This window comes from Flavobacterium sp. 2755 (assembly GCF_031455715.1).
GTDB lineage: Bacteria > Bacteroidota > Bacteroidia > Flavobacteriales > Flavobacteriaceae > Flavobacterium.
On record NZ_JAVDTG010000010.1, the window covers coordinates 1 to 22,025 of the forward strand.

General features: G+C 31.6%; 17 protein-coding genes, 1 tRNA gene and 1 pseudogene. 6 read left to right on the plus strand and 13 right to left on the minus strand.

Going from position 1 to position 22,025, the window contains the following annotated elements; translation table 11 throughout:
* The 10 genes and pseudogenes from J2Y38_RS19970 to J2Y38_RS20015 form a co-directional block, all read right to left on the minus strand.
* Positions 1-1,727 (minus strand): annotated as a pseudogene (locus J2Y38_RS19970) (hypothetical protein); the annotation flags it as partial.
* A 129-nt stretch (positions 1,728-1,856) separates the two neighbouring features.
* Positions 1,857-7,829, minus strand: a complete 5,973-nt coding sequence (locus tag J2Y38_RS19975; protein ID WP_309846053.1) for a PKD-like domain-containing protein — start codon at positions 7,827-7,829, stop codon at positions 1,857-1,859.
* Positions 7,826-8,431, minus strand: a complete 606-nt coding sequence (locus J2Y38_RS19980; protein ID WP_309846054.1) for a hypothetical protein — start codon at positions 8,429-8,431, stop codon at positions 7,826-7,828. The genes J2Y38_RS19975 and J2Y38_RS19980 overlap by 4 nt, the downstream gene beginning before the upstream one ends.
* A complete protein-coding gene (locus tag J2Y38_RS19985; protein WP_309846056.1) occupies positions 8,415-8,921 on the minus strand; it encodes an OmpH family outer membrane protein in 507 nt (168 codons plus the stop codon). Before J2Y38_RS19985 ends, J2Y38_RS19980 begins: the two co-directional genes overlap by 17 nt.
* 661 nt (positions 8,922-9,582) lie before the next feature.
* Complete coding sequence (locus J2Y38_RS19990; RefSeq protein WP_309846057.1) at positions 9,583-10,557, minus strand: polyprenyl synthetase family protein; 975 nt, start codon at positions 10,555-10,557, stop codon at positions 9,583-9,585.
* Positions 10,558-10,763: 206 nt separating this feature from the next.
* Positions 10,764-11,858, minus strand: a complete 1,095-nt coding sequence (locus J2Y38_RS19995) for an exopolyphosphatase (protein ID WP_180860045.1) — start codon at positions 11,856-11,858, stop codon at positions 10,764-10,766.
* 160 nt (positions 11,859-12,018) lie between these two features.
* Positions 12,019-12,091: transfer RNA gene (locus tag J2Y38_RS20000), tRNA-Met, on the minus strand.
* A 126-nt stretch (positions 12,092-12,217) separates the two neighbouring features.
* The gene (locus tag J2Y38_RS20005; RefSeq protein ID WP_309846059.1) at positions 12,218-12,742 is read right to left on the minus strand and encodes a DUF4269 domain-containing protein; all 525 of its coding nucleotides are present in this window, start codon (positions 12,740-12,742) and stop codon (positions 12,218-12,220) included.
* The gene (locus J2Y38_RS20010; RefSeq protein ID WP_309846060.1) at positions 12,743-14,254 is read right to left on the minus strand and encodes a glycosyltransferase family 39 protein; all 1,512 of its coding nucleotides are present in this window, start codon (positions 14,252-14,254) and stop codon (positions 12,743-12,745) included.
* A gap of 178 nt (positions 14,255-14,432) precedes the next feature.
* A complete protein-coding gene (locus J2Y38_RS20015) occupies positions 14,433-14,978 on the minus strand; it encodes a DUF4494 domain-containing protein (protein ID WP_309846061.1) in 546 nt (181 codons plus the stop codon).
* A gap of 297 nt (positions 14,979-15,275) precedes the next feature.
* Here J2Y38_RS20015 and J2Y38_RS20020 point away from each other — a divergent pair, with 297 nt between their 5' ends.
* On the plus strand, positions 15,276-15,710 hold the full coding sequence (locus J2Y38_RS20020) for a hypothetical protein (protein ID WP_309846063.1): 435 nt from the start codon (positions 15,276-15,278) through the stop codon (positions 15,708-15,710).
* A 482-nt stretch (positions 15,711-16,192) separates the two neighbouring features.
* On the opposite strand, the gene J2Y38_RS20025 is transcribed toward J2Y38_RS20020, so the two are convergent.
* A complete protein-coding gene (locus tag J2Y38_RS20025; RefSeq protein ID WP_232682363.1) occupies positions 16,193-16,420 on the minus strand; it encodes a helix-turn-helix domain-containing protein in 228 nt (75 codons plus the stop codon).
* 9 nt (positions 16,421-16,429) lie between these two features.
* The gene (locus tag J2Y38_RS20030; RefSeq protein WP_309846066.1) at positions 16,430-16,702 is read right to left on the minus strand and encodes a helix-turn-helix transcriptional regulator; all 273 of its coding nucleotides are present in this window, start codon (positions 16,700-16,702) and stop codon (positions 16,430-16,432) included.
* Positions 16,703-16,791: 89 nt separating this feature from the next.
* Between J2Y38_RS20030 and J2Y38_RS20035 the strand changes: the two genes are divergently transcribed.
* The 5 genes from J2Y38_RS20035 to J2Y38_RS20055 all read left to right on the plus strand — a co-directional run bounded on the left by J2Y38_RS20035 (position 16,792) and on the right by J2Y38_RS20055 (position 20,687).
* Positions 16,792-17,133 (plus strand): hypothetical protein, encoded by a 342-nt coding sequence (locus J2Y38_RS20035; RefSeq protein WP_309846068.1) that lies wholly within the window; start codon positions 16,792-16,794, stop codon positions 17,131-17,133.
* A gap of 139 nt (positions 17,134-17,272) precedes the next feature.
* A complete protein-coding gene (locus J2Y38_RS20040; RefSeq protein WP_309846070.1) occupies positions 17,273-18,223 on the plus strand; it encodes a homocysteine S-methyltransferase family protein in 951 nt (316 codons plus the stop codon).
* Positions 18,224-18,410: 187 nt separating this feature from the next.
* Positions 18,411-19,136 carry a hypothetical protein gene (locus tag J2Y38_RS20045; protein ID WP_309846071.1) on the plus strand — a complete coding sequence of 242 codons (726 nt, stop codon included), beginning with the start codon at positions 18,411-18,413 and terminating at the stop codon, positions 19,134-19,136.
* A gap of 86 nt (positions 19,137-19,222) precedes the next feature.
* A complete protein-coding gene (locus J2Y38_RS20050) occupies positions 19,223-19,948 on the plus strand; it encodes a hypothetical protein (RefSeq protein ID WP_309846074.1) in 726 nt (241 codons plus the stop codon).
* Positions 19,949-19,991: 43 nt separating this feature from the next.
* Positions 19,992-20,687 carry an XAC2610-related protein gene (locus J2Y38_RS20055; RefSeq protein WP_309846077.1) on the plus strand — a complete coding sequence of 232 codons (696 nt, stop codon included), beginning with the start codon at positions 19,992-19,994 and terminating at the stop codon, positions 20,685-20,687.
* A 23-nt stretch (positions 20,688-20,710) separates the two neighbouring features.
* On the opposite strand, the gene J2Y38_RS20060 is transcribed toward J2Y38_RS20055, so the two are convergent.
* Positions 20,711-22,015, minus strand: a complete 1,305-nt coding sequence (locus J2Y38_RS20060; protein WP_309846079.1) for an ATP-binding protein — start codon at positions 22,013-22,015, stop codon at positions 20,711-20,713.
* Positions 22,016-22,025 lie beyond the last annotated feature (10 nt).

Sequence of the window (22,025 nt, forward strand, 5' to 3'; positions counted from 1 at the left end):
GCGCTTACAGTATTTGCTTGTGTTACAATAATAGTTCCCGTTGCATTTACCGTTCCGCACCCGCCGGTTAAAGGGATCGAATAGTTAAACGTTCCGGAAGCTGTCGGTGTTCCGCTGATTGTAATGGTGTTAGAAGCCCATGCAGCGCTCACGCCAGCTGGTAGTCCATTAGCACCGGAAACCCCGCTGTTTGAGATACCAGTAACATTGGTAGTTGTATGTGTAATAGCTGTTAAAGCTGTGTTGATACAAAGTGTAGGCGAAGATGAAGCAGTTCCTGCAGTTTTAACAGGCGTTACAATAATAGTACCTGTTGCATTTACTATTCCACATCCACCAGCTAAAGGAATTGAATAGTTAAAAGTTCCAGCAATAGTTGGTGTTCCACTTATGGTGATGGTGTTTGAAGCCCAAGCTGCAGTTATTCCTACTGGTAGTCCTGTTGCCGTTCCGATAGCCGTTGCACCAGTTGTAGTATGTTTGATAGCTGTTTCATCTACTATGGTTGTATTAATACAAATTGTAGGCGAATATGAAGGCCCACCTGCTGTATTATTTGGCTTTACAATAATAGTTCCTGTTGCATTTGCAGTTCCGCAAGTACCTGCAAGCGGAATCGAATAGTTAAAAGTTCCCGCTGTAGTTGGTGTTCCGCTTATGGTAATTGTGTTTGAAGCCCAAGATGCACTAATACCGGTAGGTAAACCATAATTTGGTGGAGTTCCTGCGGGACTTATACCTGTAGCCGAACTAGTTGTATGAGTAATGGGTGTCAGGGCAGTATTGATGCAAAGTGTTGGTGAAGAAGAAGCTACTCCTGCAATTTTAGCAGGTGTTACAATAATAGTTCCTGTGGCGTTTGCATTTCCACAACTTCCAGAAAAAGTTACAGTATAAGGAAATGATCCCGCTACAGTTGGTGTACCACTAATCGTAACAACATTGTTTGCAAAATTTCCTGTAACGCCTGAAGGTAACCCTGAATAACTAACTCCAGTAACTCCAGATGTATTGTAGGGAATAGGAATAATCGCAGTATTAATACACTTTGTTTGATTATCTATTCCTGCACTAGAATCTAAATAAAATGAGCTTCCGTTTACAGTAATTGATCCAGATAGATTAGCTTGAATACAATCGTTGTAAACTGTTACAGTATAATTAAATGTTCCAGGAGTGGTCGGTGTTCCACTAATAGTTACAATATTAGAGATATAGCTTCCCGTAACACCGGGTGGTAATCCAGAAAAATCTGCACTAGTGCCACCAGTACTACTATAGGTAATATTTGTGATTGCTGTACCAGTACATTTTGTTTGCACATCAGTTCCAGCTGTAGAAGTAAGTTGGGCAGTAACACTACCTGTACAACATGCAGCCAGATTTAATTGAGAAGAAATCGATCTATAAGTTATAGTAACAGGATTTCCTGACCAGATATTATTTAAAGAAACAGTTTGACCATTCGTATTGATATAAGTTATTGATCCCGGTTTTGGCCTAAGACCATTTGCTCCAACGGTTTCATCATTTTCGTCAAAAACTCCATCAAAACACTTAGTATAAGTTATGGGACCAAAAGATACGTTCTTTTCAGCAACATTGATTGAGTCTCTATTTTTCGAAGTGAAAATCGGATTAAATTCTCCAGCATAGGATATAATACTCCAAAATACCATTAAAAGAGTTACAACTGAATCCTTCTTTATTTTAAAACTTTTCGACATATTTTTTCTATTACAATTGATTCTTTATCAATCGAGTTTATTAAATAGCTATTTATTCTATTTACAATAATTATGATTAACAATTAGTGCTATAGATTTATTAAAACAAGCTTTTTTATAATTTCTTAATTAATCACAAATTCGGGCATAATGTTCGTCAATTATACTTTGTGCTGTAATCTGAACGCACTGATTGTCTTCATTACCTACACGAACTCTCTGAGTTTGTCCATTTTCATCAATAAAATCTACCCATGAATTAATTTCAGGATGGTGAATATCATCTGGATATGGCCATTGTGATGTATAAAGATAAGTTTGTACTGGAGGACCAGTAATTTGTTTATTTACTGTAATGGTAACATTTATTATGGATCCGAAACACGTTCCGGATTTAGGCGTTATGGTATATGTTGCTGACCCATCACTGCTTCCTGTTGTCGTCAAAATTTGATTAATAGAATTTCCTGTCCCTGCAGAAGCACCCGAAACCCCATTTTGCTGAACAGTCCAGCTATATGTTAGTGATTGTCCCTGAACCGCCGATGCTAATGAAATGCTGGTGCTTTGTCCTGATGTTATCGTTTGAGAAGATGGAGTTGCAATAGCATTAGCCTGGCAAGGAGCTGGATTGGAAGGAACAGTTGGCGTAGTTTTACAACCGTCTATTTTTCTAACAAAAGATGCTTTTTGCCCTGGATTAATAGCTATACTGTTATTTCCAGTATGAGAAATTGCTTTAGATACAGTCACATTAGCATTAATAGATTGTGAAAAACCAAAATGAGGTTTTAATAAAGCATCTAATTGTGGATTTGGAATGCCATAATCTTCAAAACCATCAAAACCAATTTCTCCATATTTAGCATTTGAAGTAACTGCTATCGGCAAAGTATAATTATATCCATACTGAGCAGATGAATAACGATCTAAAGCATCTTTATTTTCTAATTCGGCACCATAAGGGCTATATTTCGTTACCTCACTAGCAAATGTCCAATTGGTAACATCTTTTGACCAGACTTCCGAATTCAATGTATAAAAAGGATTAAACGAAGTATAATATCCTTCTTTTCTTCTGTTTGAATTGTTTGAGTTATTTCTTCCAGTTAAATAAGCGTATGATTTTACTGCTCTCCAATTTCCTTTTGCATTATATAAATATGGATTCACTTTACCACCACTTGCGTTTATCAGGCCAGATTCATTCGGTAGGCCATTTTCACATTGCGATTTCCAATCGTCATTGTATTCAATGGCAGTAGCATTAATTATTTTTTTGCTAAGGGTTGTACTGGTTGTGCTCTTATATCCAAATGTGTCATTTGTAATATTAGTTGCAGCATTTTCAATTGGGTTCGTCATTGATGTAACAGAAGCCATTGATGCCATTTGTAAATTTTTGTTTCCTGATTTTGTTACAATGAAATTTAAATCTGAGGGCATATTTGAAGCATCAACATTATTGCCGCTTCTATCCATTAATTGAATTTTAGATTTACCTGTATTATAACCAATAACCCAGAGTTTAGTTTGATTAAAGATTAATTCGTCACCTATTTTAAAATATTCGTTAATTTTTGACGAAGAATTGCTTAGACTAAAAAAAGATCCATCATTAACTAATTCTCCTTCTAATCCAATATTCTCTGAAGCCAGTCCCATATTTTCATAATACCAATATGCCGGATAGCTAAAGCTGTAATAATTGTCATCAAATTCATTTACAGTCTGAGTCAATAATATTTGTCCAGATTTAGCATCCCATGCTAAATTTTTAGTAGAAACTTTTGAACCTAAATCATAAGCTATTTTTTCTATTAAAATACCAGTTTTGTGAATTACTTTAGTTGTTGAAGATGTCTTAAGAACAGATTCATGATAAGCAAATCTCGGCAAAACAGTAGGAACAAACCCTGGGAAAATAGCCACAAGAAATGTTGCCAAGTTTCCATCCACACCTGTTGTTGTAGCGGTAGAATTATTTTCATTAAAATCATTAATCAAATCATAATTTACCCCCAGAATCTGCTTTTTAATATTTCCTTTTGAATCAATTGTGGTTAGATTATTGTCCAGTTTTCCATCTTTTCCCACATTATATTTATATTCAACTTGTGAAATTGGTTTTGTTTGGCCTTCACCATAAACACTTTCAGATTTTACTTTCCCGTCCATGTCATTAGTCTCTATCGAAAACCCTTGTGATGCAGCCAAATGATTTACAGAATGTACTTTTAGTAATTGTTTCAAAGGATTGTCTGTAGGGTCAGGCAATATGTTAAGATCGGTATAATCTACCAATGTTGGAAAATCTTTGGTTGTGTAGTATTCTGTTATTACTTTTCCTGTTGCATGCTTTTTTAATATTTTATTTTCATCATTTTGTTTTTTTTCCAGATTTGAAACAGTAACTCTTGAATAGGTCACTTTTGGTGAAGGAAAAAAAGATTCGCCAAATGGTTTTTCAATATAGTTTGTTTCTTTGGGCGCAGCAATTCTTTCAGCATAATTTCCACTGTCACTATAAAATGGTTCAACAAATGGGTTTTCTGGCGAAGCATTTGGTTCAAAAGTAGCAACCCCGCTTGATGAACTTCCATCTTCTAAAACATATGAATACTGTTGACCATATTTTTCATTATAGATTGTATTGTTGTTCGGGGCTGCATTCATAACATCCCATTGATCACTTAATTCTATTTTGGATACTCTTAGACCTCCTCCAAGTTTTTTTCCATCTGGATTTTCCAGACGTATCCATGATGAATTTGGTGTAAAGGTTTTAGCACATCCATTAGTTTCTAAAAGAGCATTCGGACTTTTAAAAACTTGGGTCATTGATTGAATGCTTTGTACAAGATCTCTGGCAATTGCTTCAAAACTTTTGTTGGCTTCTTCTTCAGAAAGATTATAAACCGCTCTGTTTAAATAGGTTCTTCCAAATCCCCATCCTGTTTTTGCAATAGGGTTTACTGGTCGGTCTTTATCTCCTGAAATTCCTTCAAGTTTAAGAAATTTTAATGGAATTGCCACGACATGATCGTTTACAGACATTTGATCCCTAAGGGAGTCTTCCTTATCAATTTCAAAATAGCCACTAACAAAATCGCTGCTTTTAGCAGTCATATTCAACAAGAATTTGAAATAGATAGGTTTATTAATGTTTTCAGATAAATATTTTTGTTTAAACTCAGTTGCTGTTAATGTTGCATCTGGAACGCTTACATAAATAAATTTCTTAGCTATTTTGTTTGCATACAATTGGGTAGAAGATGTTGGTGTAGCAAAATCTCCGGCACCAATAACTTTAAACATCTGCATAGCCTTTTTATTTTGAACATATTTATAATCATCACTTTCGGTTTGTATTTTAAGTTCACCTCCAGATGGTAATGTAATTTTATTTAACTGCCATGCACTTGTGTTAGATGCAGCAATGTCATGATCTTGCTTAACAAAAGGAAATTCATTTGGAGATAAAGTAGAAGTTTTATCAATAGGAGCATAATTTCCCCATATATCTGATGCTTTAATTTCGTAATTAGGATTTTTTTCAGAATAAGAAAATTTATAAGGAGTATATTTCCCCATATTTGAAGCACGGTAGGTAAAGTAAAGTTTTCTTAAAGTAAGTTTTCCTATATTAGTACCTTCAGGATTTTGAGCTGTACCATTATTCGATGGAATATCATTGCAAAGCGAATAATCGTATTCAAAGTGAGCTGTTTTGATAGGCTTAACAGTTATTTCATTTGCGACATCGGCTGCGGTTTCTAGTGAAATTTGAGCAGCAGCCAATTCTGACTTTGAATATAATCGAATCGATTTTATATAACTCATGGCTCTAGATCCTTGACCACCTTTCTCACCATCTACTTCAATCGCATCTTTTCTTTTTTCTAAGTCAATAAAAGCTACATGCGTTTTTGTTTCTATTTTTTTAAGATATGTTATATCTTTTTTTCCATAGATATAATTCCCTCGCTGATCTTTTTTGCTTGTTTTTAAACCCTCATTATAAGATGCTTCAATTTTTCCTTTTTTTCCGTAAGGGACTCTCCATTGAAAGTCACTAACATAATGTAAATCATTAGGTTTAGTGTAGTCAAATTTAGTGTAAGACCCTAAATCATTATCAGTAGGTCCATCATTGTTTAAGTCCTGATAATCTGGAGAAAGTATACTGGTAATTAGATAAGAATGCGCATATTTAGGAGTAGTTATTTTTTGTACAAAATGATCGCTGTTATCAGTTCCATTTTCAGCCAATTCTGCTATATACTCAACCGTACCTTTAAAATTATCGCCAGTCTTACTTTTTGAAACATCAAAAGTTGCCTCGATTTTTTCATTATTGTAAACTGCTTTTCCATAAATATAAGAAGAGCCGTCTGCCTGTACTACTTTCATTCCTGCAGTATGGTATTCAGGTGCCTGATCATTTTTATATATAAACTTATTGTCAGCGTTTTTATTGGTTATTTTTTGAATTACCTGGTTACGCAACAGCCTGCCTGATCTTTTAATTTTTTCTGTTACTGGGTGAGGTTCGTATACAGAATTTGCAGAAATTGATTTTGCCATATAAACAGACTCTAATTTTCTATCATAGGTACCTCCGCCAATTTTTAGTCTTAAAGCTCTGTTTCCTAACATTTTTTTTGTGTAAATGTCGTCAAGGTCGTTATCAACATTTAGTTCACCAATAAGTTTAAATGTTGAGGGTTCATATAAAGGATCATTTTTATCGGTTGAGCGCTCCGTAAACGCATTGATTGCATAGTTTTGTTTAGACCATTTTCCTGTGGATGTTGAAGAAGGAGTTAAATTAAAATTGACACCAAAATGAACCAAATTTCCTGCGCCTATTTCAACTCCTATTGATGTACTTGAACCATTATCAGTTACTTTGTCGTTATAGACATAAGTAGTTTGCGATTTAAAAGGCCGGAACATGCCAGAAACTCCTTGTCCTTCAATGCTATATGTATCAAAAGTGTAATTGGTAACAGGAAGGGCATTTGTATTTTTATTTATTATTGAAGTTTCTTTTTCACGGTTAAAATCAAGCACTCCTTCGGCATCATTTTTATACTGGCTGTTTTCATATCCATATGCCCCGACTTTTCTGTTTTTATATTTAGAGTTAATTTTTTGTACAGCACCATATGCTGTTATTTTAGCATCTAATTCGCCACCAAAAATCTCAGAACCTATAGAAGCATTAAATGTACCGTTGATGTTGTCATAAGCAACTCTTTTTGTAGGAGTGTAATTATTCGTATTATTTAGAGAGATTTTACCTTCTATTTTACCTTCTCCGATAGTTTTTTCAGTATCACCACCGGAAGTGATAGTATTAAATGTTTTTTCTGATCGTTTTGAGAATGCTGAAACACTTAAATTCTCTAATCCTTTTCTATTATTTAGATCGATTCCAACTCCTACACCCAAAGTTGATGAAAATTTTGTTTTTTCAGAAACTTTGCCGGATAAACCAACAGTTGGACTCAATGTTGCACCTTCACCTGTTGATCCTGTAAGCTCAAAACCAATATTGGCAGTATTAAATAAAGAATACGAAATACCGAATGAAGGTTTGAATGTTATACCTTCATAATTGTTATACTGAACTCCCAAACCTGCTTGAAATGGAACTTCTACACCAAATAAAGCTCCTGAAATGTTAAAATTAGTTCCAACAGTTACATTGTCCCTAAGGTTATTTTCATAAGTCATTTTATCACCTCGAAAATCATCAGGTAAACCGCGGACTTGTCTGGAAATTTCACCTACGTTTAAATTCCATCCTAAACCTACCCATGATGATTCCTGATCCATACTGGCACCAGAATTGTAAGCAAGATTTAATGGATATCCTCCAACATCCATTATGGGGATGTTATAATTAAAATCTCCTGTTGATAAATTCACCATATCAGAGGTACCAATAGGGGTGAAAGCATTGAATTCAGGCTGTGTTGGTCCACTTGTCAATGCGTAAATCTGCATAGGCTGAAAAGTTTCCAAAAGAATCATCATGGCTAAATAGACAGCCAAAGTTTTTTTAAATTTACTTACTTTTCTTTGCTTAATCATAAGGCTATAGGGGTATGAGGATCTTTGAATTTAAATTTTAGAGTTCCTTTTCTAAACAGGAAATCATTATATATAAGTTGTATTTTATCATTAGGATCTATTCCGGAGAAGAATAAAAGTACCCTTTGATAAGGAGCAATCTTATAACTACGTTCATAAGTAACTCCAGAGCATTGAATAGTGTCATTTTTTGAGGTAACGACATAAAAATCATTTTGAAGACCAAAAGACATATATTTTACAGCATCAGTATATTCCATACCTGTAAAATCTTTAGATAATAAATCTTTTTCTTCCTCTTGTTGAAAAGTAAATTCCATGACACGTTCTCTTTTATTTTCTTCATAAAGAGAATCTACCATTTTTAAATCTTCGGTTCCTAAATCTTTCAGTAAGTAATATTGAACAGGAACTTCGGTTGCAGTAAAACCTATATCTTCTACTTTTTGAGTATACATGCGAGATTTCCAGCCTATTTTTTCAAGGTTGAAATAACGATCTCTAATTTCTGAATCGTCAAAATTTGATGTTTGCGGGTCTTTTTTACAAGAAAATAAAGCAAAAAGCAGGAAGACAAAAATAATCTTATTTAAGTCCTTCATACTTCTTATTTATATAGGTAAGTAAATCGTTGGTTATGTCAATCGATTCATCGGCAAATAGAACATTGCCTTTGTCGTCAGATCCAATAATTATTTGGTAATTGTTTTCTTTTGAAAATTCAGAAGAATAGCTTCTAATTCGGGTCCATATTTTTGCGGATTGCTCTGCACCAAAATAATCGTTGAATTGATTCAGTTCTTCTTTCTCCTGAATGAAGATCTGCATTAAGTTTTTTTTATCTAAACTTGATATTTCTGGAGATTGTAATTTAGAGTATAAAGAATCAAGATGTAGTTTTCTGTTGTTGAATTCTTTTTCACCAACTTTTTTTAATTCTTTCGTCATGTTAAAGCCTTCAAATACTTTAACATTATTAACATATACAATTTTACTTTTGCTTGGATTTAATTTTAATGCAATAAAGGTTATTAAAACTATGATTAACAGGAAATTAAGTATTGTTAATCCAGTTGTGGTATTATTTTTCACTGAATAAATTTGTTAATTTTTTGGTAAAATTACTCTATTTTTCGAATTGCAAAAATGATTGTCTTTTTATTTTTAAACAATAGTTAGTTATTTATGTTAAAAGCCAATTATTATTTGTTAACGCGCTCAAATTTATAGGTAATAATTTTTATTTTATTACGGGTTTCCTCATTTTGTTGTTTTTTTATTGAACTGTTTTTTACCTTTTTGTTAATGAGTGAGTTACCATTTAAAAAAAAGTTGCTTCTTTTTCTGTAATATGGAAATAGAAGAAAAAACTAATTTATTTTGAGAGATTTATCTGGGTAAATTTCTCTATTTGGTGACTTGATGAATAAAAAAAAATGTATTTATAACCTGCTGTAAAATTTAATTGAGAGACTAAAAAAAAGAAGGATTTTTCTTGAATTTTATATAAGAATTAATGTATTTCGAGATGATAAAAATACAAGAGATTTTTTTAATGAGTATAATGTTATTTTTCGTCTTAAAACTTAAAATAAATCAACATAATCTATTTACAATGCTTCATAAACTTTTCTAAAGTTGAATGTTCTATTAGTTATCATCAGTTTTATAGTTTTTAGATGAGATCAATAATTTGTTGGAAACTGAAATTTAATATGCAGTTGCAGAAAAGATTTTATAGTAAAGTAAATAGTTAAACTCTTCTTCTGATTAAACTCTCTGCAAAAGCTCTCAATATCGCTTTCTTATTTTCGTTTATATCAATCTTCTCTAAAATTTCAGAAGCTTTAAAAGTATATTTCTTAATGGATTCTTGAGTTGCGGCTGGTACTCCAGACGTCTGAAATAATTCTGTAATGGTTTCAATTTTCTTTTCATTATCAACTAGGCGAACAGCATACAATTCCATTAATTGTTGTTTTTCGTTTGAAGTTAAAATTTCAAGAGCCTTGAAATATAAATAGGTTTTTTTATTCGAAATAATATCGCCGCATAATCGTCTGCCAAAGGTTGGAGTATCACCAAAAAGATCCAGGTAATCGTCTTGCAGTTGAAACGCTAAGCCTATATTAAGTCCGAAATCATAAATTAAATCGCAATTTTCGGGAGAAGTTTGAGCAATAATGGCGCCCATTTTCATTGATGTGGCTATAAGTGCCCCGGTTTTGCACTCAATCATTTTTAGATATTCTGAAACCGTAACATCTTGTCGGGTTTCAAAATCAACATCCCATGTTTGTCCCTCGCAAACTTTGATTCCCATTTTGACAACCGCTTTAGTTAAAGCTTTAGCAAGATTTGGTTCGTAACTTTGCAGATAATGATAAGTTAAAATAATCATGGCGTCTCCGGCAAGAATAGCGACGTTAGTATTCCATTTTTTGTGTACCGTAGGTTTTCCTCTTCTTATAGGATCCTCGTCTATAATATCATCGTGAACTAGTGAAGAATTATGAAAAACCTCTATGGCCAAAGCAGCTGGCAATGCCAATTTGTAATCCGTATCAAAAAATTCTGTAGTAAGTAAAGTAAGAACAGGCCGTATTCGTTTTCCTCCCAATGACATTATGTAGTTTATAGGCTCATATAGATTTTTAGGTTCTTTATCTATAGTTTGATTTTCTAAATAACTAATAAAAAAATCTGTGTATTGAGCTGGTGAATACATAAAATCAAAATTATTAATTAGTAAATAGCTAAATTACAGCTTTTTATAAATTAAATTAAGAAAAATTCTACAAATTAATTTATACTCTAAATCGTACATAAATTTCCTGACTTTTTAGAGTTTTTTTTGAATAATTCAGATTGGTTATATCAAAAAAAAGCTCCAGATTTCTCCGAAGCTTTTGTAATATTTATAAAGGATGATCTTTAAAAATTAGTATTTACCTTTTTAGAACGATCGGCAATGTATGAAATAAGCCAGGTTACTTGTCCCTCTTTTACAAAGTATACTTTCTTTGTTTCTAAATTTGGAACACCTTCTAAACAGGCAATTAATATATTATTTGCAGAAATTAAATATTCCTGATTATAAGTACTCAAAACTCTTGCAGCTTCTTTATTGGTTTTAGCAAGGTTTGTAAATTTCACGAAGTTATTTTTCAGGATTGCATCATAATTAAGAATGTCTTCCATGTTTAAAGAAATATAATGCTCTTTTACGTTTTCATTATAATATAGAGTCGCAAAAGCCCAAACAGCTCCACCAGATAAATATATTTTGTCCTTTTTTAATAAAAGAGGATTTTTGTCCAGCAATGCCTGAACCTTCTTACGCAGCACCGAGTTAAAATCAAAAGATTTTTCCTGATATGCCGACATATCATTAACCTGCGCTTGATTTACAACCGTTTTTTTCACAGCATCAGTAAGTGTCATTGTACCAAAATCAAGCTCCAAAGGAATAAACTCTAATTTGTTATCTTCAAGTTCATCAATGTATCCGCCTTTTGTAGTTTGTGCACCAATATCAAGCAAAAAAGCATTAGAATAATCAACCGGAGGCATTGCACCTTTAACTAGTGTTTTAGCCTCTTCGTTAACATTAAGTATCTCAAGTTCTTTGTTTGTTAGTGTAGCAATTTTATTTTTTAAAACATCAGCGTTGCGTGCAGATGAAAAAACAGGAGCGGCTACGATAAAAATATTAGTTTCGGGCATTTTATGTTCTGCTCGTATTTTTGTCAATTGTTCAGCTACAATAGTGCTGGCTCTGTTAATATCGTCCTCAGTAAGTTCGCCGGTATTAGCAATATGTTCGGCAAAATTAATTCTCTCAGTCCAGAAAGAAAGGATTTTATAATCTGCTTTCTTGATATTACTTACATCCAGAACAGAAACTTTTATCGCTCTTCGGCCAACTTCAATTCCGGCATAAAGATTTTTTTGAGAAAATGAATTAATGGAAAAAAATAAACTTAAAAAGGTAAGAATAAGAATTTGGGGGCTGTTTTTTTTAAACATTGGAGTTTACGATTAAAATATAATTTTAAATAAATAATTAAGATAATTGTTGCTTTTCTTCTCGTTAACGTAAAGAAAATCAATCAAAAAGCAAGTTTTTTTGCAAAGTGCTTTTTTTTATAAAGAAAAAAGCTCCAGATTTCTCTGAAGCTTTACTTAGTAGCGGGAACAGGACTCGAACCTGTGACCTTCGGGTTATGAGCCCGACGAGCTGCCTACTGCTCTATCCCGCGATGTTTCGGGTGCAAAGATACGCACTAAATACTGTTATGCAAAGAAATTATTGAAAATTTTTCATTTTAATAATTTTAATTTTAAGTGATTGATATTTAGTAAATTGTGGTTTATGATTACTTGAATCACAATTTATATTCAAGTAATTCTAAATATGGATTGATTTTTAAACCTAATAATTCGCCAAAAGCAGGCTCGGTTTTGTATCCATTTTGTTTGAGTTTTATGATTTCTAAACGGAAATTTTCGCCTTTTGATTCTAATATTTCATTTTGAATAACCATATGCTTGTAGGCATTTTGATTTTTGGTTGGAATATTTTGTCCGAAGATTTCAATTTCAAAATCATCTATTTTAAAATTAGCGACTACAGATTCATGTTGGTCAATAATTGTTTCTTGAATTTTAAAATCCGTTTTATTTTCGAAAAGGGAAGAAACTCTAGAAACAAATTCGGTTTTGTTTTCCCAATAACAAATAATATCCAGATCGCTGTTTTCAATGTCAATATTAATGGGAATTGTTCCAGCCAAAATTGGATCAAATTCAGAAAGAACTTCCATGACCTTATTTTGCTTTAAGGTTTCGTAAGCTTGAATCTGTTTTTGATTTCCGGTTTTTAAATATTCAATATTGCTGAAATCAGTCATTTATTTGGCGTAATTTTTTTCTTCTTTGATTTCCTGTTCAAGCCTTTTGTTGATATTGATTTTCGCATTTTTAAAAATAAAAATTGTGGTTCGGTATTCTCTGGCGTATTTATTTGTGATTTCGCCGCCAATTAAAGAAATATCAAAATAAGGGCTCGTCTCTACAAATTCCTTACTGTCTTTGTCAAATTCTTTAACCCTAATTAGATTTGTATAATACAGATTTAGGTTGAACCAGTTTACATAATCGGCATTAAAAGAAACCGCTTTAATTCCTTTTTTTGTGTAATAATTTATAGCTCCGGCCTGACCGTAATTGTCACACAGAACCAAAGTGTTTTCTGTTTTTGGAAACAAAGCATAAACTGAATCTGTTTTTCGGGCAAGTTCTCTCCAGCCTAGCATATCGGCAAAATCCTGCGATAAATTGTGTTCTTTTCCATCTTCCCAACGATGTGTTTCCAGTTTTTCGGCAACTATTTTTTCAGGACTTTTATTGGGGAAAGCCAGGTAATACATCGGAATAAAAAATAGTAAAGGAAGCGCAATAAATACAGGTTTTAAGAAACGTTTCCAGCCATTTTGTAAAACATCTGCAAGAAAAACCGATCCAAAAGCGATATAAATAGGGTATAAGCCAATTGCATAATAGGCTTTTGCTTTGAAGTATAAAAAGACAATTAATGTAAAAACTATCGACGCAAAAAAGAACTTATATTTTTCAAAAGGTTTATAAAAAAGTAAAGCATAAAAAGAAGAAAGAATAACAAAGAATCCGCCAATAAAAAATAAAATCTGTTCTTTGGCAAAATCGGCACGATCTACGTTTACCAATTGTGTTTCGGCAAGTTCTTTCATATGGTGTACAATTGGAAAATGATTATTGTACTGCCATAATAAATTCGGCAGAATCAATAATAACCCTAAAATCAAGGCGAAGTATAATTTTTTCTCTGCGAATATTTTTCTTTGTTTAGAGAGTATAATTGCCGGTAAAAGGCCAATTAAAAGAAATAAGATGTTGTATTTATTTAAAAAACCGAAGGCAAAAACAATAGCTCCAATATAAAGCCACTTTGGTTTTTCTGCAGCAACATATCGAATCAAAATATAATAAAATAATGTCCAGCACAAAACATCAAATGAATTAGGCTGATACAACATGTTAATTCGTAATAAAGCAGAGAATAAAATACAAAGTGCGCCTAAAACCAAAGCGTATAAATTTCTTTTTAAAAACTCAATAGTTTTCCAGACAATTAAAAGCGTCAAAGCACCAAAAAGAGCAGGAAAGAACTTGACCCAAAAAACAGAATTTCCGAGTAATAAAATGATATAAGAAAACCAAGAAGTTACCGGCGGAACCGATAAATAACCCCAAGCCAAATGATGCGCCTGATCAAGATGTAAATATTCATCGCGCTGCAAATCATATTCCGGACTTATTAAAACATATTGCAGGACAAATTTTAAAATAATAAACCCAATTAATATAAGTGTTTTTTTATTCATGGAGTTTTTGGTTTGGTTGTAAGTGGTTTTGTATAACGAATATAGGATTTATTTTGATTTGAAAATACGTGTAAATTTTACTGCCCGAAAATAAAAAAGCTCCAGATTCCTCTGAAGCTAATTTGTTAAAATTTCAATATTGGAATTTGGAATTTTAATTTTTTGAAGTTTAAAAAAATTATTCTTCTAGGGTTTCAAATTCCATATGGTCTATTATTTCTTCATCTACTTTTGCAGGTTTTGAAGCTTTAAGAGCGTTGAATCTTTCCAGCATTTCGGTTTCTTCTTCCTCACCACTGAAATAAGGAAAAACATCCATAATTGGCGACTCTGAAATGGCAGGAATAGAATATTCTCCCATTGTATTTTTCATAACATGAATTGTGTTGTCAAAAGCTTCTCTCACATCATTTGCCTGAACCAGCATATACATATTCGATTTTCTTTCTTTTCCGCTTTCTTCATCATAAGCAATCAAAGAAACTTTTGATTTAAACCAGCGGTCAGCATTTTCAAACGGATGAATCTCGGCATAATTTGCGACTTTAATATTGGTGATTTTAAATTCTTCGCTAATATAAGCCGCCATTTCTTCATTAATTCTTTTTTCAGCCTCTGTATAAGATACTGCATCTACCAAATAAGGTTCTGTTAAAACTTTTTGGCCTCCAGTTTCATCGGTTTTTCTATACTTTACTTTGCATTCGTACCAAATTGCGCTCATTTTTTCTAATTTTTAAGGATGCCAAAGATAGATTTTACAGGAAAATAAATCAGGATTTCGGGAAATAGATATTCACAATTTGCTTTTGTTTTTTGTAAAGTGTTGATTGGTTTGTGTTTAATGTGTAAACACGAGTTGTCCTGAAAAATGTAATGTTAGTTAGAAATTGTAAGCGGATTAAAAGTCCTGGCTTTTTATAGTAATATTTATAAATTAAAATGTATTAGATTTGCTTTACCTTGAAGCATAATGTAGTGATATAAGGGGATTAAGGAGTATAAATTTTAAATATAAATAATGGGAGATATTCTTAATGCATTTAATAATTTTAACAACACCTCAAAACAGTTGATTATCTTTTTTATAATTATGGGAGCATTTTGGACTATTCCATTTTGTTTATTTAAACCTGAAGTATTTGAGTATCCTTTTTATGCACAATTTGCTTTAATATTTGCGTTAAGTGTTAGTTGGTTTCTTTGTACTCTTTTGGCTATTTCGAAATTCCTAAGTTTTGTAGATAAGGATGGTACATATACAGTTGGTGTAGCTTCTATTTTTTCGATAGGATTGTTGTGCATTTCTATACTAATAAGTTATTATTTCTCAAATAGTTTTACATTCTTTCTGCGGATTGCCTTTCTATGTGTGATGTTGCCTTTTTATCTATTATTTTTAATCTTTTTCGTTAGGTTAGAATTTAAGAAACTTAGTAGAAATGTTTCTGAATAAATCTATATTTTTTGCTTTACACAATTTTTGCATTTATAATCTATAATATTGACAGCATACCCGCTCACGTATTAACATTTAGCGGAATGAAATTATGAAATTGACTCAATTTTTTTATTGTAATTCTTCGCAACAATCTGATATGACAATAAAAGCAGAGTTATTATTAAAATAAACGGAAGAGAAGGCCATATAGCAAAAGTTTTAAAAAACGGTACTAATAAAAATATCGTCGATAATGAAAACATAATCCAGGTAAATAATTTTTTATTGATTATTGACGATAAAATATTTTGAATTAATACACTTTCAAAAAAAATGAGGACAATATAAGGAAGTATTTTTTCTGTAATTTGTCTATAATTTTCTGCGACAAACTTTGTCTCTGCAAATTGTAGTAATTCCACAAAAATAAAATAAACAAAAGTTTGAATCAAACTAAATATAATTCCGAGTATAAAAATCCGCTTAATCATTTAAAATTATATTTTTTGGAATAACTCTGCTATTTCAACATTCAGAGCTTTACTGATACGAATAAGCTTGTCAATACCCATAATTTGTTTTCCTAACATATATCTCCTTAATGCTTCGATATCTAAATCTGAATCGTGTGCAACGTGTCTTACTTTAAGTTTTTTTTCTTTAATAATCTCTTTTATATTATTTCCGACAATTTTGACGGATTCTGGTACTTCAGTTTTTCTCATTTTCGAAATTTATTCATTTGAAAATGGAGGTAACTCAAAATTAAATAAATCACTAAGCGGTACTTCTAACGCTCGAACAATTTTAAATATAGTACTTACAGTAGGATTTGTTTTTACGGTTTCAATTCTGGCAATTTGTGATAATGTCATATCAGCACGGTATGCTAGTTCTTCTTGTGATATACCTTTTTCAGCGCGTATTTCTTTTAGTCGCTTTGCCAGTAACTGTAAACCCTCTTTATCGAAGATTAATTTTCTAGGTTTAATATCATTCTTTTCCACTTATCAAAAAGAAGATATAAATAAGAAAAATATTATAGCACTTGTGCTATAATTTGTATATTTGCTCATATTTAAAAGAATAAAATATTATGGAAAAAAATGAAATGGAAAATGAAGAGAAATTTAAAAAATTAATGCGTTACTATTTTAAAACTCTAAAATCGGCAAATAAAAAAAATGAACATTATGTTGCTGAGGTTAAGTTTTCAAGTTACTATGAACTTGGATGCGCTATTAATGAGATGCTAAAACTGTGCATTTTGGGAGTTGATCACGACGTGCATAAAATTTCGGAAACTGATATAAGAACAACGATTAATTTGTCTTTAATTTTAGAAGTTGTGCACCAGCTTTTTCCTTTGGATGCATTTGAATTTTTGGATGAAATCGATGAAATGCTTCTTAAAAAAGTTCAAAGTATAAAAGAATAATAAAAAGCTTTTTACCATTAAAAGAAAATCTAATAAAAGCCTTTTCTAAGCTCGAATAATTTTTCCACAGAATTTCAAATTTTGTATATTTATATTGTTATTTATTTGATTATTAAATGTTTATAATTGTTTAAAGGATATGGAAAACAATAAAAAAACTTTGCCAAATGAAACGGATGAAATATTTTTAACAGACGGCGGACTCGAAACAACATTGGTTTTTTTGGAAGGATTTGATCTTCCGTATTTCGCTGCTTTTGATTTATTAAAAAATCAGGAAGGATATAATGCCCTTAAAAATTATTACATCCGATATTTAAAAATCGCAAAAAAGTATCAAACCAATTTTATTTTAGAAACTCCAACCTGGCGTACCAATCCAGACTGGATCGAAAAAATTGGTCATCGCAAAAATGAATTAGCCACGCTGAATGAAAAAGCCGTTACTCTTTTAGAAAATTTAAGAACAGAATTTAAAAACGATATAAATTCTATTTTAATAAGCGGCTGCATTGGCCCTCGCGGCGACGGTTATGTACCAGAAAATTGTATGAATATTGAGGAAGCACAGCAATATCATACAGCACAAATAGAAGCTTTTAGCAAAACCTCAACAGATTTTGTTTCGGCACTTACAATGAATTATATCGAAGAAACTATTGGAATTGTCAAAGCTGCGGCATCTTTTAATTTGCCTGTGGTTATTTCTTTTACAGTCGAAACAAATGGTAAACTGCCTACGGGAATGAGTTTAAAAAATGCTATTGAAAAAGTAGACCAAAGTGTCAATATTCCGCCAATATATTATATGATAAATTGCGCGCATCCAACACATTTTTTAAACGAATTAAGCGAAAGCAAAAACGAAAACTGGGTAAAACGCATCAAAGCAATTCGCGCAAATGCATCTTGTAAAAGCCACGCCGAATTAGACGAAGCCACAGAATTAGACAGGGGAGTCCCAAAAGAATTAGGAAAAGAATATAAAACATTAAAAGATTCTTTCTCGCATTTAAATGTTTTTGGCGGCTGTTGCGGAACTGATGAAGAACATATCGTTGAGATTATTGGTCAGTTGAAAGCCGTATAAAGTTTCAGAATTTAGAATTTACTCCGCTATCGCGAGCATCTTACTCGTGACCGCAAAGTTTTGCACGAGCGAAACGCTCGAGCCAGCATTTTTTTTAGAAAAAATGAATATATTTGAAAATAGGATTTAATGATTTTTGAATACAAAACATCCTAATATTTTTTAATAATATTCAAAAATAAATGAAATGAAAAAAAGCATTTTGGTAATTCTATTGTTTACTTTATTGATATCTTGTCAAGAAAGTAAACTAGAGCTAAAATTGATAAACAAAGAAATTGTATCTAAAGGATTTTCTACAGACACAATTGAAGCTTTCTACAATCATGGTGTGTTTAATAACGAAAATGAAAAGTATCTTTTTATAAATACTGTAAAACTTGAATTATCGAACCCCACTAATAAAAAATATTTACTCTTTATTCAAGACTTGCATTTATCTAATTTATATCATGTAGATATAATTATTGAAGATGAAAAAGGAAATTTATTGGAGAAAAATGCCCCTTTAATTGATCCTTCGTATAGTTGTAAAATGGGTAGTTTATTAGAACAAGATTCATATATTCAGAATGAAAAAGAACTATTATTAAAAAAGATGGGTTATAATATAAAAAGCGAGTTTTTAAATTTTTATAACCAGGAAATAATTATCTCTCCTAAAGAAAATTATATTTTAAAAACATCTTTACCACTTCCATTTGTGGTTGAAGATATAGTTGAGAATTTAAGAAGTCCAATTTACTTTAAATTAAATCCTCAAAAAAAATATACATTTCGTTTAAAATACAAATTAAAATATGATATGGAAAAAATTATCCCAAAAGATATTTTGGCTAATTATAAAGAAAATAATATAGAAATTTTTAAAGGAGAAATAGAAACTCAAAAAATACCAATTGTTTTTAAATAATGTTTTAAACCTATAATTTTAGGAAGAGACAAACCTCATCATTACCATTAAAATATAATCACCTCAATAAATAATTCATCCCCTATATGAAAATTACGCTCCAAATTTTAATAATCAGTATGTTGTTATTCTCTTGTCAAGAAAATAAAAAGGAGCTAAGTAAAAAACCAGATAAAAAAGAAATTGTAAGCAAAAAGAAAGAAGATTTTGTATCGGATGGAGAAAAAGTAAATGACGCAATAGCAGATCTTACTATTAAATTTTCTGATTTAAAGATTTCAATGAGTGACGATGATACAAGCTGGAAAGATGAATATGAAGAAACCGATAATATTTATGAAACCAGAAAAGATACAGCCGTTTTTTATCTTGATCCGGGTTACTCTCTTGAAAGATCATTTAAAATTGAACAAGCTGAGTTTGATGAAATAGAATTATATGGACAATTTGAAATAAACGTGGGAATTGATACTGAACGAGAACTTGATGTACCGTTTTGCCTTATAGAAGGTTGGAAAACCTACACTTCTGAATGGACTAAATTTAAAGTCAATAAAAACGATTTGCAGCTCCCAATGATTGATGAAAGAACAGACCACCCAATAGATTTTACTATTGATGAGCTCAAAACTGCTGTAGGGAAACATTGCGGACCTGAATGGTTAGACGAAATCCGAAATATTGAATCTCTTGATAAAATAAGAACCAGCTTTTTTGCAACAAGATATATTTATAAAATTAAAGCAAAGAATAGCAAAACAAACGAGGTAGTTGAAAAATTCATTGTTTTTTATGCACCTACAAGCTGTTAGAATTTAATAACACTATTAGATTCAGTTCTAAAAACATCTAAAAATGAAAAACCTTATTTCGATATTTATTGTTTTGCTTTTAATGAGCTGTAGAAATACGGCAGAAAATGTTTCTTTAAAAAAAGAGAGTAAACATGAGGTTTCAGTAAAAGAGCTTTCCCAAACTAAAATAGATACTTCTGTAAAAATAAGTGCGCCTTTTAGCCTTAATAATATAAAATGTAACTGGAAACAAATTGATTCTGTTTCAGGCGCAATTACAATAGAATTAAGAGACTATAAAACACAGCGAATTTTATTAAGCTATTCTGATTATTTTAAATCAGGAAATGATGTTAATACGGAAGATTATTTTAACGAACATTTTCAGGATTTAAATTTTGATGGTTTTAAAGATTTTTTTATCACAAGTCAAGGAAGTAAGCCTATGACAGATATGGTGAATATGTATTTGTTTAATGAAAAAACAAAGTCATTTGAGTATTCAGAAGAGCTGTCAGACAATGCTATAGAAGAAATAGATAGTGTTAACAGAATACTTTCGACAGCTTCATCTACTATAGATGATGAAACTATAAAAAAGCATTATTTTAATAAAAAAGGCGTAATAAAATATTCTGAAATTATAACTAGATCAGACGTTAGTGAAAACGATTCGGTTGCACATTATAAAAATAATTATGAAAAAGTTGTAAATGGTAAAGTGGTTAAAACAAAAGAATATATTACTATAGAATAATAATTAAAAACATAAACTTTTGTTTACATCATTTTTCCTTCTTTAGCATATTCCTTTTTAATTCCCTGAAGCAAATGATTGAGGTTAATACTTTTGTTTTGGTCTTCTAAAGTTCTCAAACAGGCATATTGAATGATATTTACAATATTGGCACCCGTAATATCATATTTTTTCGAAAGCTCGTTAAGGTTTACATCTTCCGCAATCTTAATCCCTGTTGGCAGGTTATTTTGCCATAATCTTAAACGTTCACCGTAGGATGGTACTTCAAACTCAATTATAGATTGAAATCTTCGGGTAAAAGCGCTATCAATATTTGCTTTAAAGTTAGAAGCCAGAATAACCAATCCCGGATGATTTTCGATACGTTGCAGCAAATACGAAACTTCCTGATTAGCATATTTATCGTGGGCGTCTCTCACATTTGTTCTTTTTCCGAAAACGGCATCGGCTTCATCAAAAAACAAAATCCAGTCTTTATCCGTCGCTTTGTCAAAAAGAGAAGACAGGTTTTTTTCGGTTTCACCAATGTATTTTGAAATCACCATCGATAAATCAATTCTATAAACATCTCTTTGAGTATATTTTCCTAAAAGCGAAGCTGTAAGCGTTTTTCCCGTTCCCGGCGCACCATAAAACATGACTCTAAAACCAGGTTTTATTTTAGATTTCATATTCCATTCATGAAGTAAAATATCGTTGAATTTAAGCCAGGTTTCTATCTCTTTAATTTGATTTAAAGTAGAAGAATTGAGCACCAAATCATCCCAGTCTAATTGGGTTTCGATTAATTGGGCAGGGAAAATACTGCTAAGCTGCGGTTTAAGAATTTTTCCGGTAATGAATTTTTCGATGTATTCGTCTTCTAAAACCAATAAACCGCTCAATTTTGGTTCACCATTTGGAACAGCTTCTATTTTGATGATTTTTTTCTGATAAAGAAAAGACTGATTGTGCAGATAATCATAAAATGAAATTCGATCATCGAGATCATTTCCAGCAATTAAAAATTGAGCCGTTTCGCCTGTTGGTAAAATTCCGCGGTGGTTTTTGGTTTTTATTCCGCCAAATTCAGGTAATTCGCCGCCATTTGGTAAATATTCTGCAATAATCGAACTTAAAAAATCGGGTTTCACGTGGGGTGCAAGAGCCAGCCCCAATAAAAGAATATCGATTTCTGTCAGATTATTTTCGATGATGAATTCGTTCATAAAACCATTCGAATCCATTTGATTCAAAACAGGTTTTTCCATTGGGTTTTCGGCCTGAAAAAGAATATCAAGCTGAAATACGAATTGGTTTTTTAGGTAAGAGAATACATTTTCCATTTTATATTAC

Bases quoted from the DNA above. Each gene is read 5' to 3' on its own strand.
- J2Y38_RS19975 (WP_309846053.1), bottom strand. From the start codon at position 7,829: ATGATTAAGCAAAGAAAAGTAAGTAAATTTAAAAAAACTTTGGCTGTC.
- J2Y38_RS19980 (WP_309846054.1), bottom strand. From the start codon at position 8,431: ATGAAGGACTTAAATAAGATTATTTTTGTCTTCCTGCTTTTTGCTTTA.
- J2Y38_RS19990 (WP_309846057.1), bottom strand. From the start codon at position 10,557: ATGTATTCACCAGCTCAATACACAGATTTTTTTATTAGTTATTTAGAA.
- J2Y38_RS19995 (WP_180860045.1), bottom strand. From the start codon at position 11,858: ATGTTTAAAAAAAACAGCCCCCAAATTCTTATTCTTACCTTTTTAAGT.
- J2Y38_RS20005 (WP_309846059.1), bottom strand. From the start codon at position 12,742: ATGACTGATTTCAGCAATATTGAATATTTAAAAACCGGAAATCAAAAA.
- J2Y38_RS20010 (WP_309846060.1), bottom strand. From the start codon at position 14,254: ATGAATAAAAAAACACTTATATTAATTGGGTTTATTATTTTAAAATTT.
- J2Y38_RS20015 (WP_309846061.1), bottom strand. From the start codon at position 14,978: ATGAGCGCAATTTGGTACGAATGCAAAGTAAAGTATAGAAAAACCGAT.
- J2Y38_RS20020 (WP_309846063.1), top strand. From the start codon at position 15,276: ATGGGAGATATTCTTAATGCATTTAATAATTTTAACAACACCTCAAAA.
- J2Y38_RS20025 (WP_232682363.1), bottom strand. From the start codon at position 16,420: ATGAGAAAAACTGAAGTACCAGAATCCGTCAAAATTGTCGGAAATAAT.
- J2Y38_RS20035 (WP_309846068.1), top strand. From the start codon at position 16,792: ATGGAAAAAAATGAAATGGAAAATGAAGAGAAATTTAAAAAATTAATG.
- J2Y38_RS20040 (WP_309846070.1), top strand. From the start codon at position 17,273: ATGGAAAACAATAAAAAAACTTTGCCAAATGAAACGGATGAAATATTT.
- J2Y38_RS20045 (WP_309846071.1), top strand. From the start codon at position 18,411: ATGAAAAAAAGCATTTTGGTAATTCTATTGTTTACTTTATTGATATCT.
- J2Y38_RS20050 (WP_309846074.1), top strand. From the start codon at position 19,223: ATGAAAATTACGCTCCAAATTTTAATAATCAGTATGTTGTTATTCTCT.
- J2Y38_RS20055 (WP_309846077.1), top strand. From the start codon at position 19,992: ATGAAAAACCTTATTTCGATATTTATTGTTTTGCTTTTAATGAGCTGT.
- J2Y38_RS20060 (WP_309846079.1), bottom strand. From the start codon at position 22,015: ATGGAAAATGTATTCTCTTACCTAAAAAACCAATTCGTATTTCAGCTT.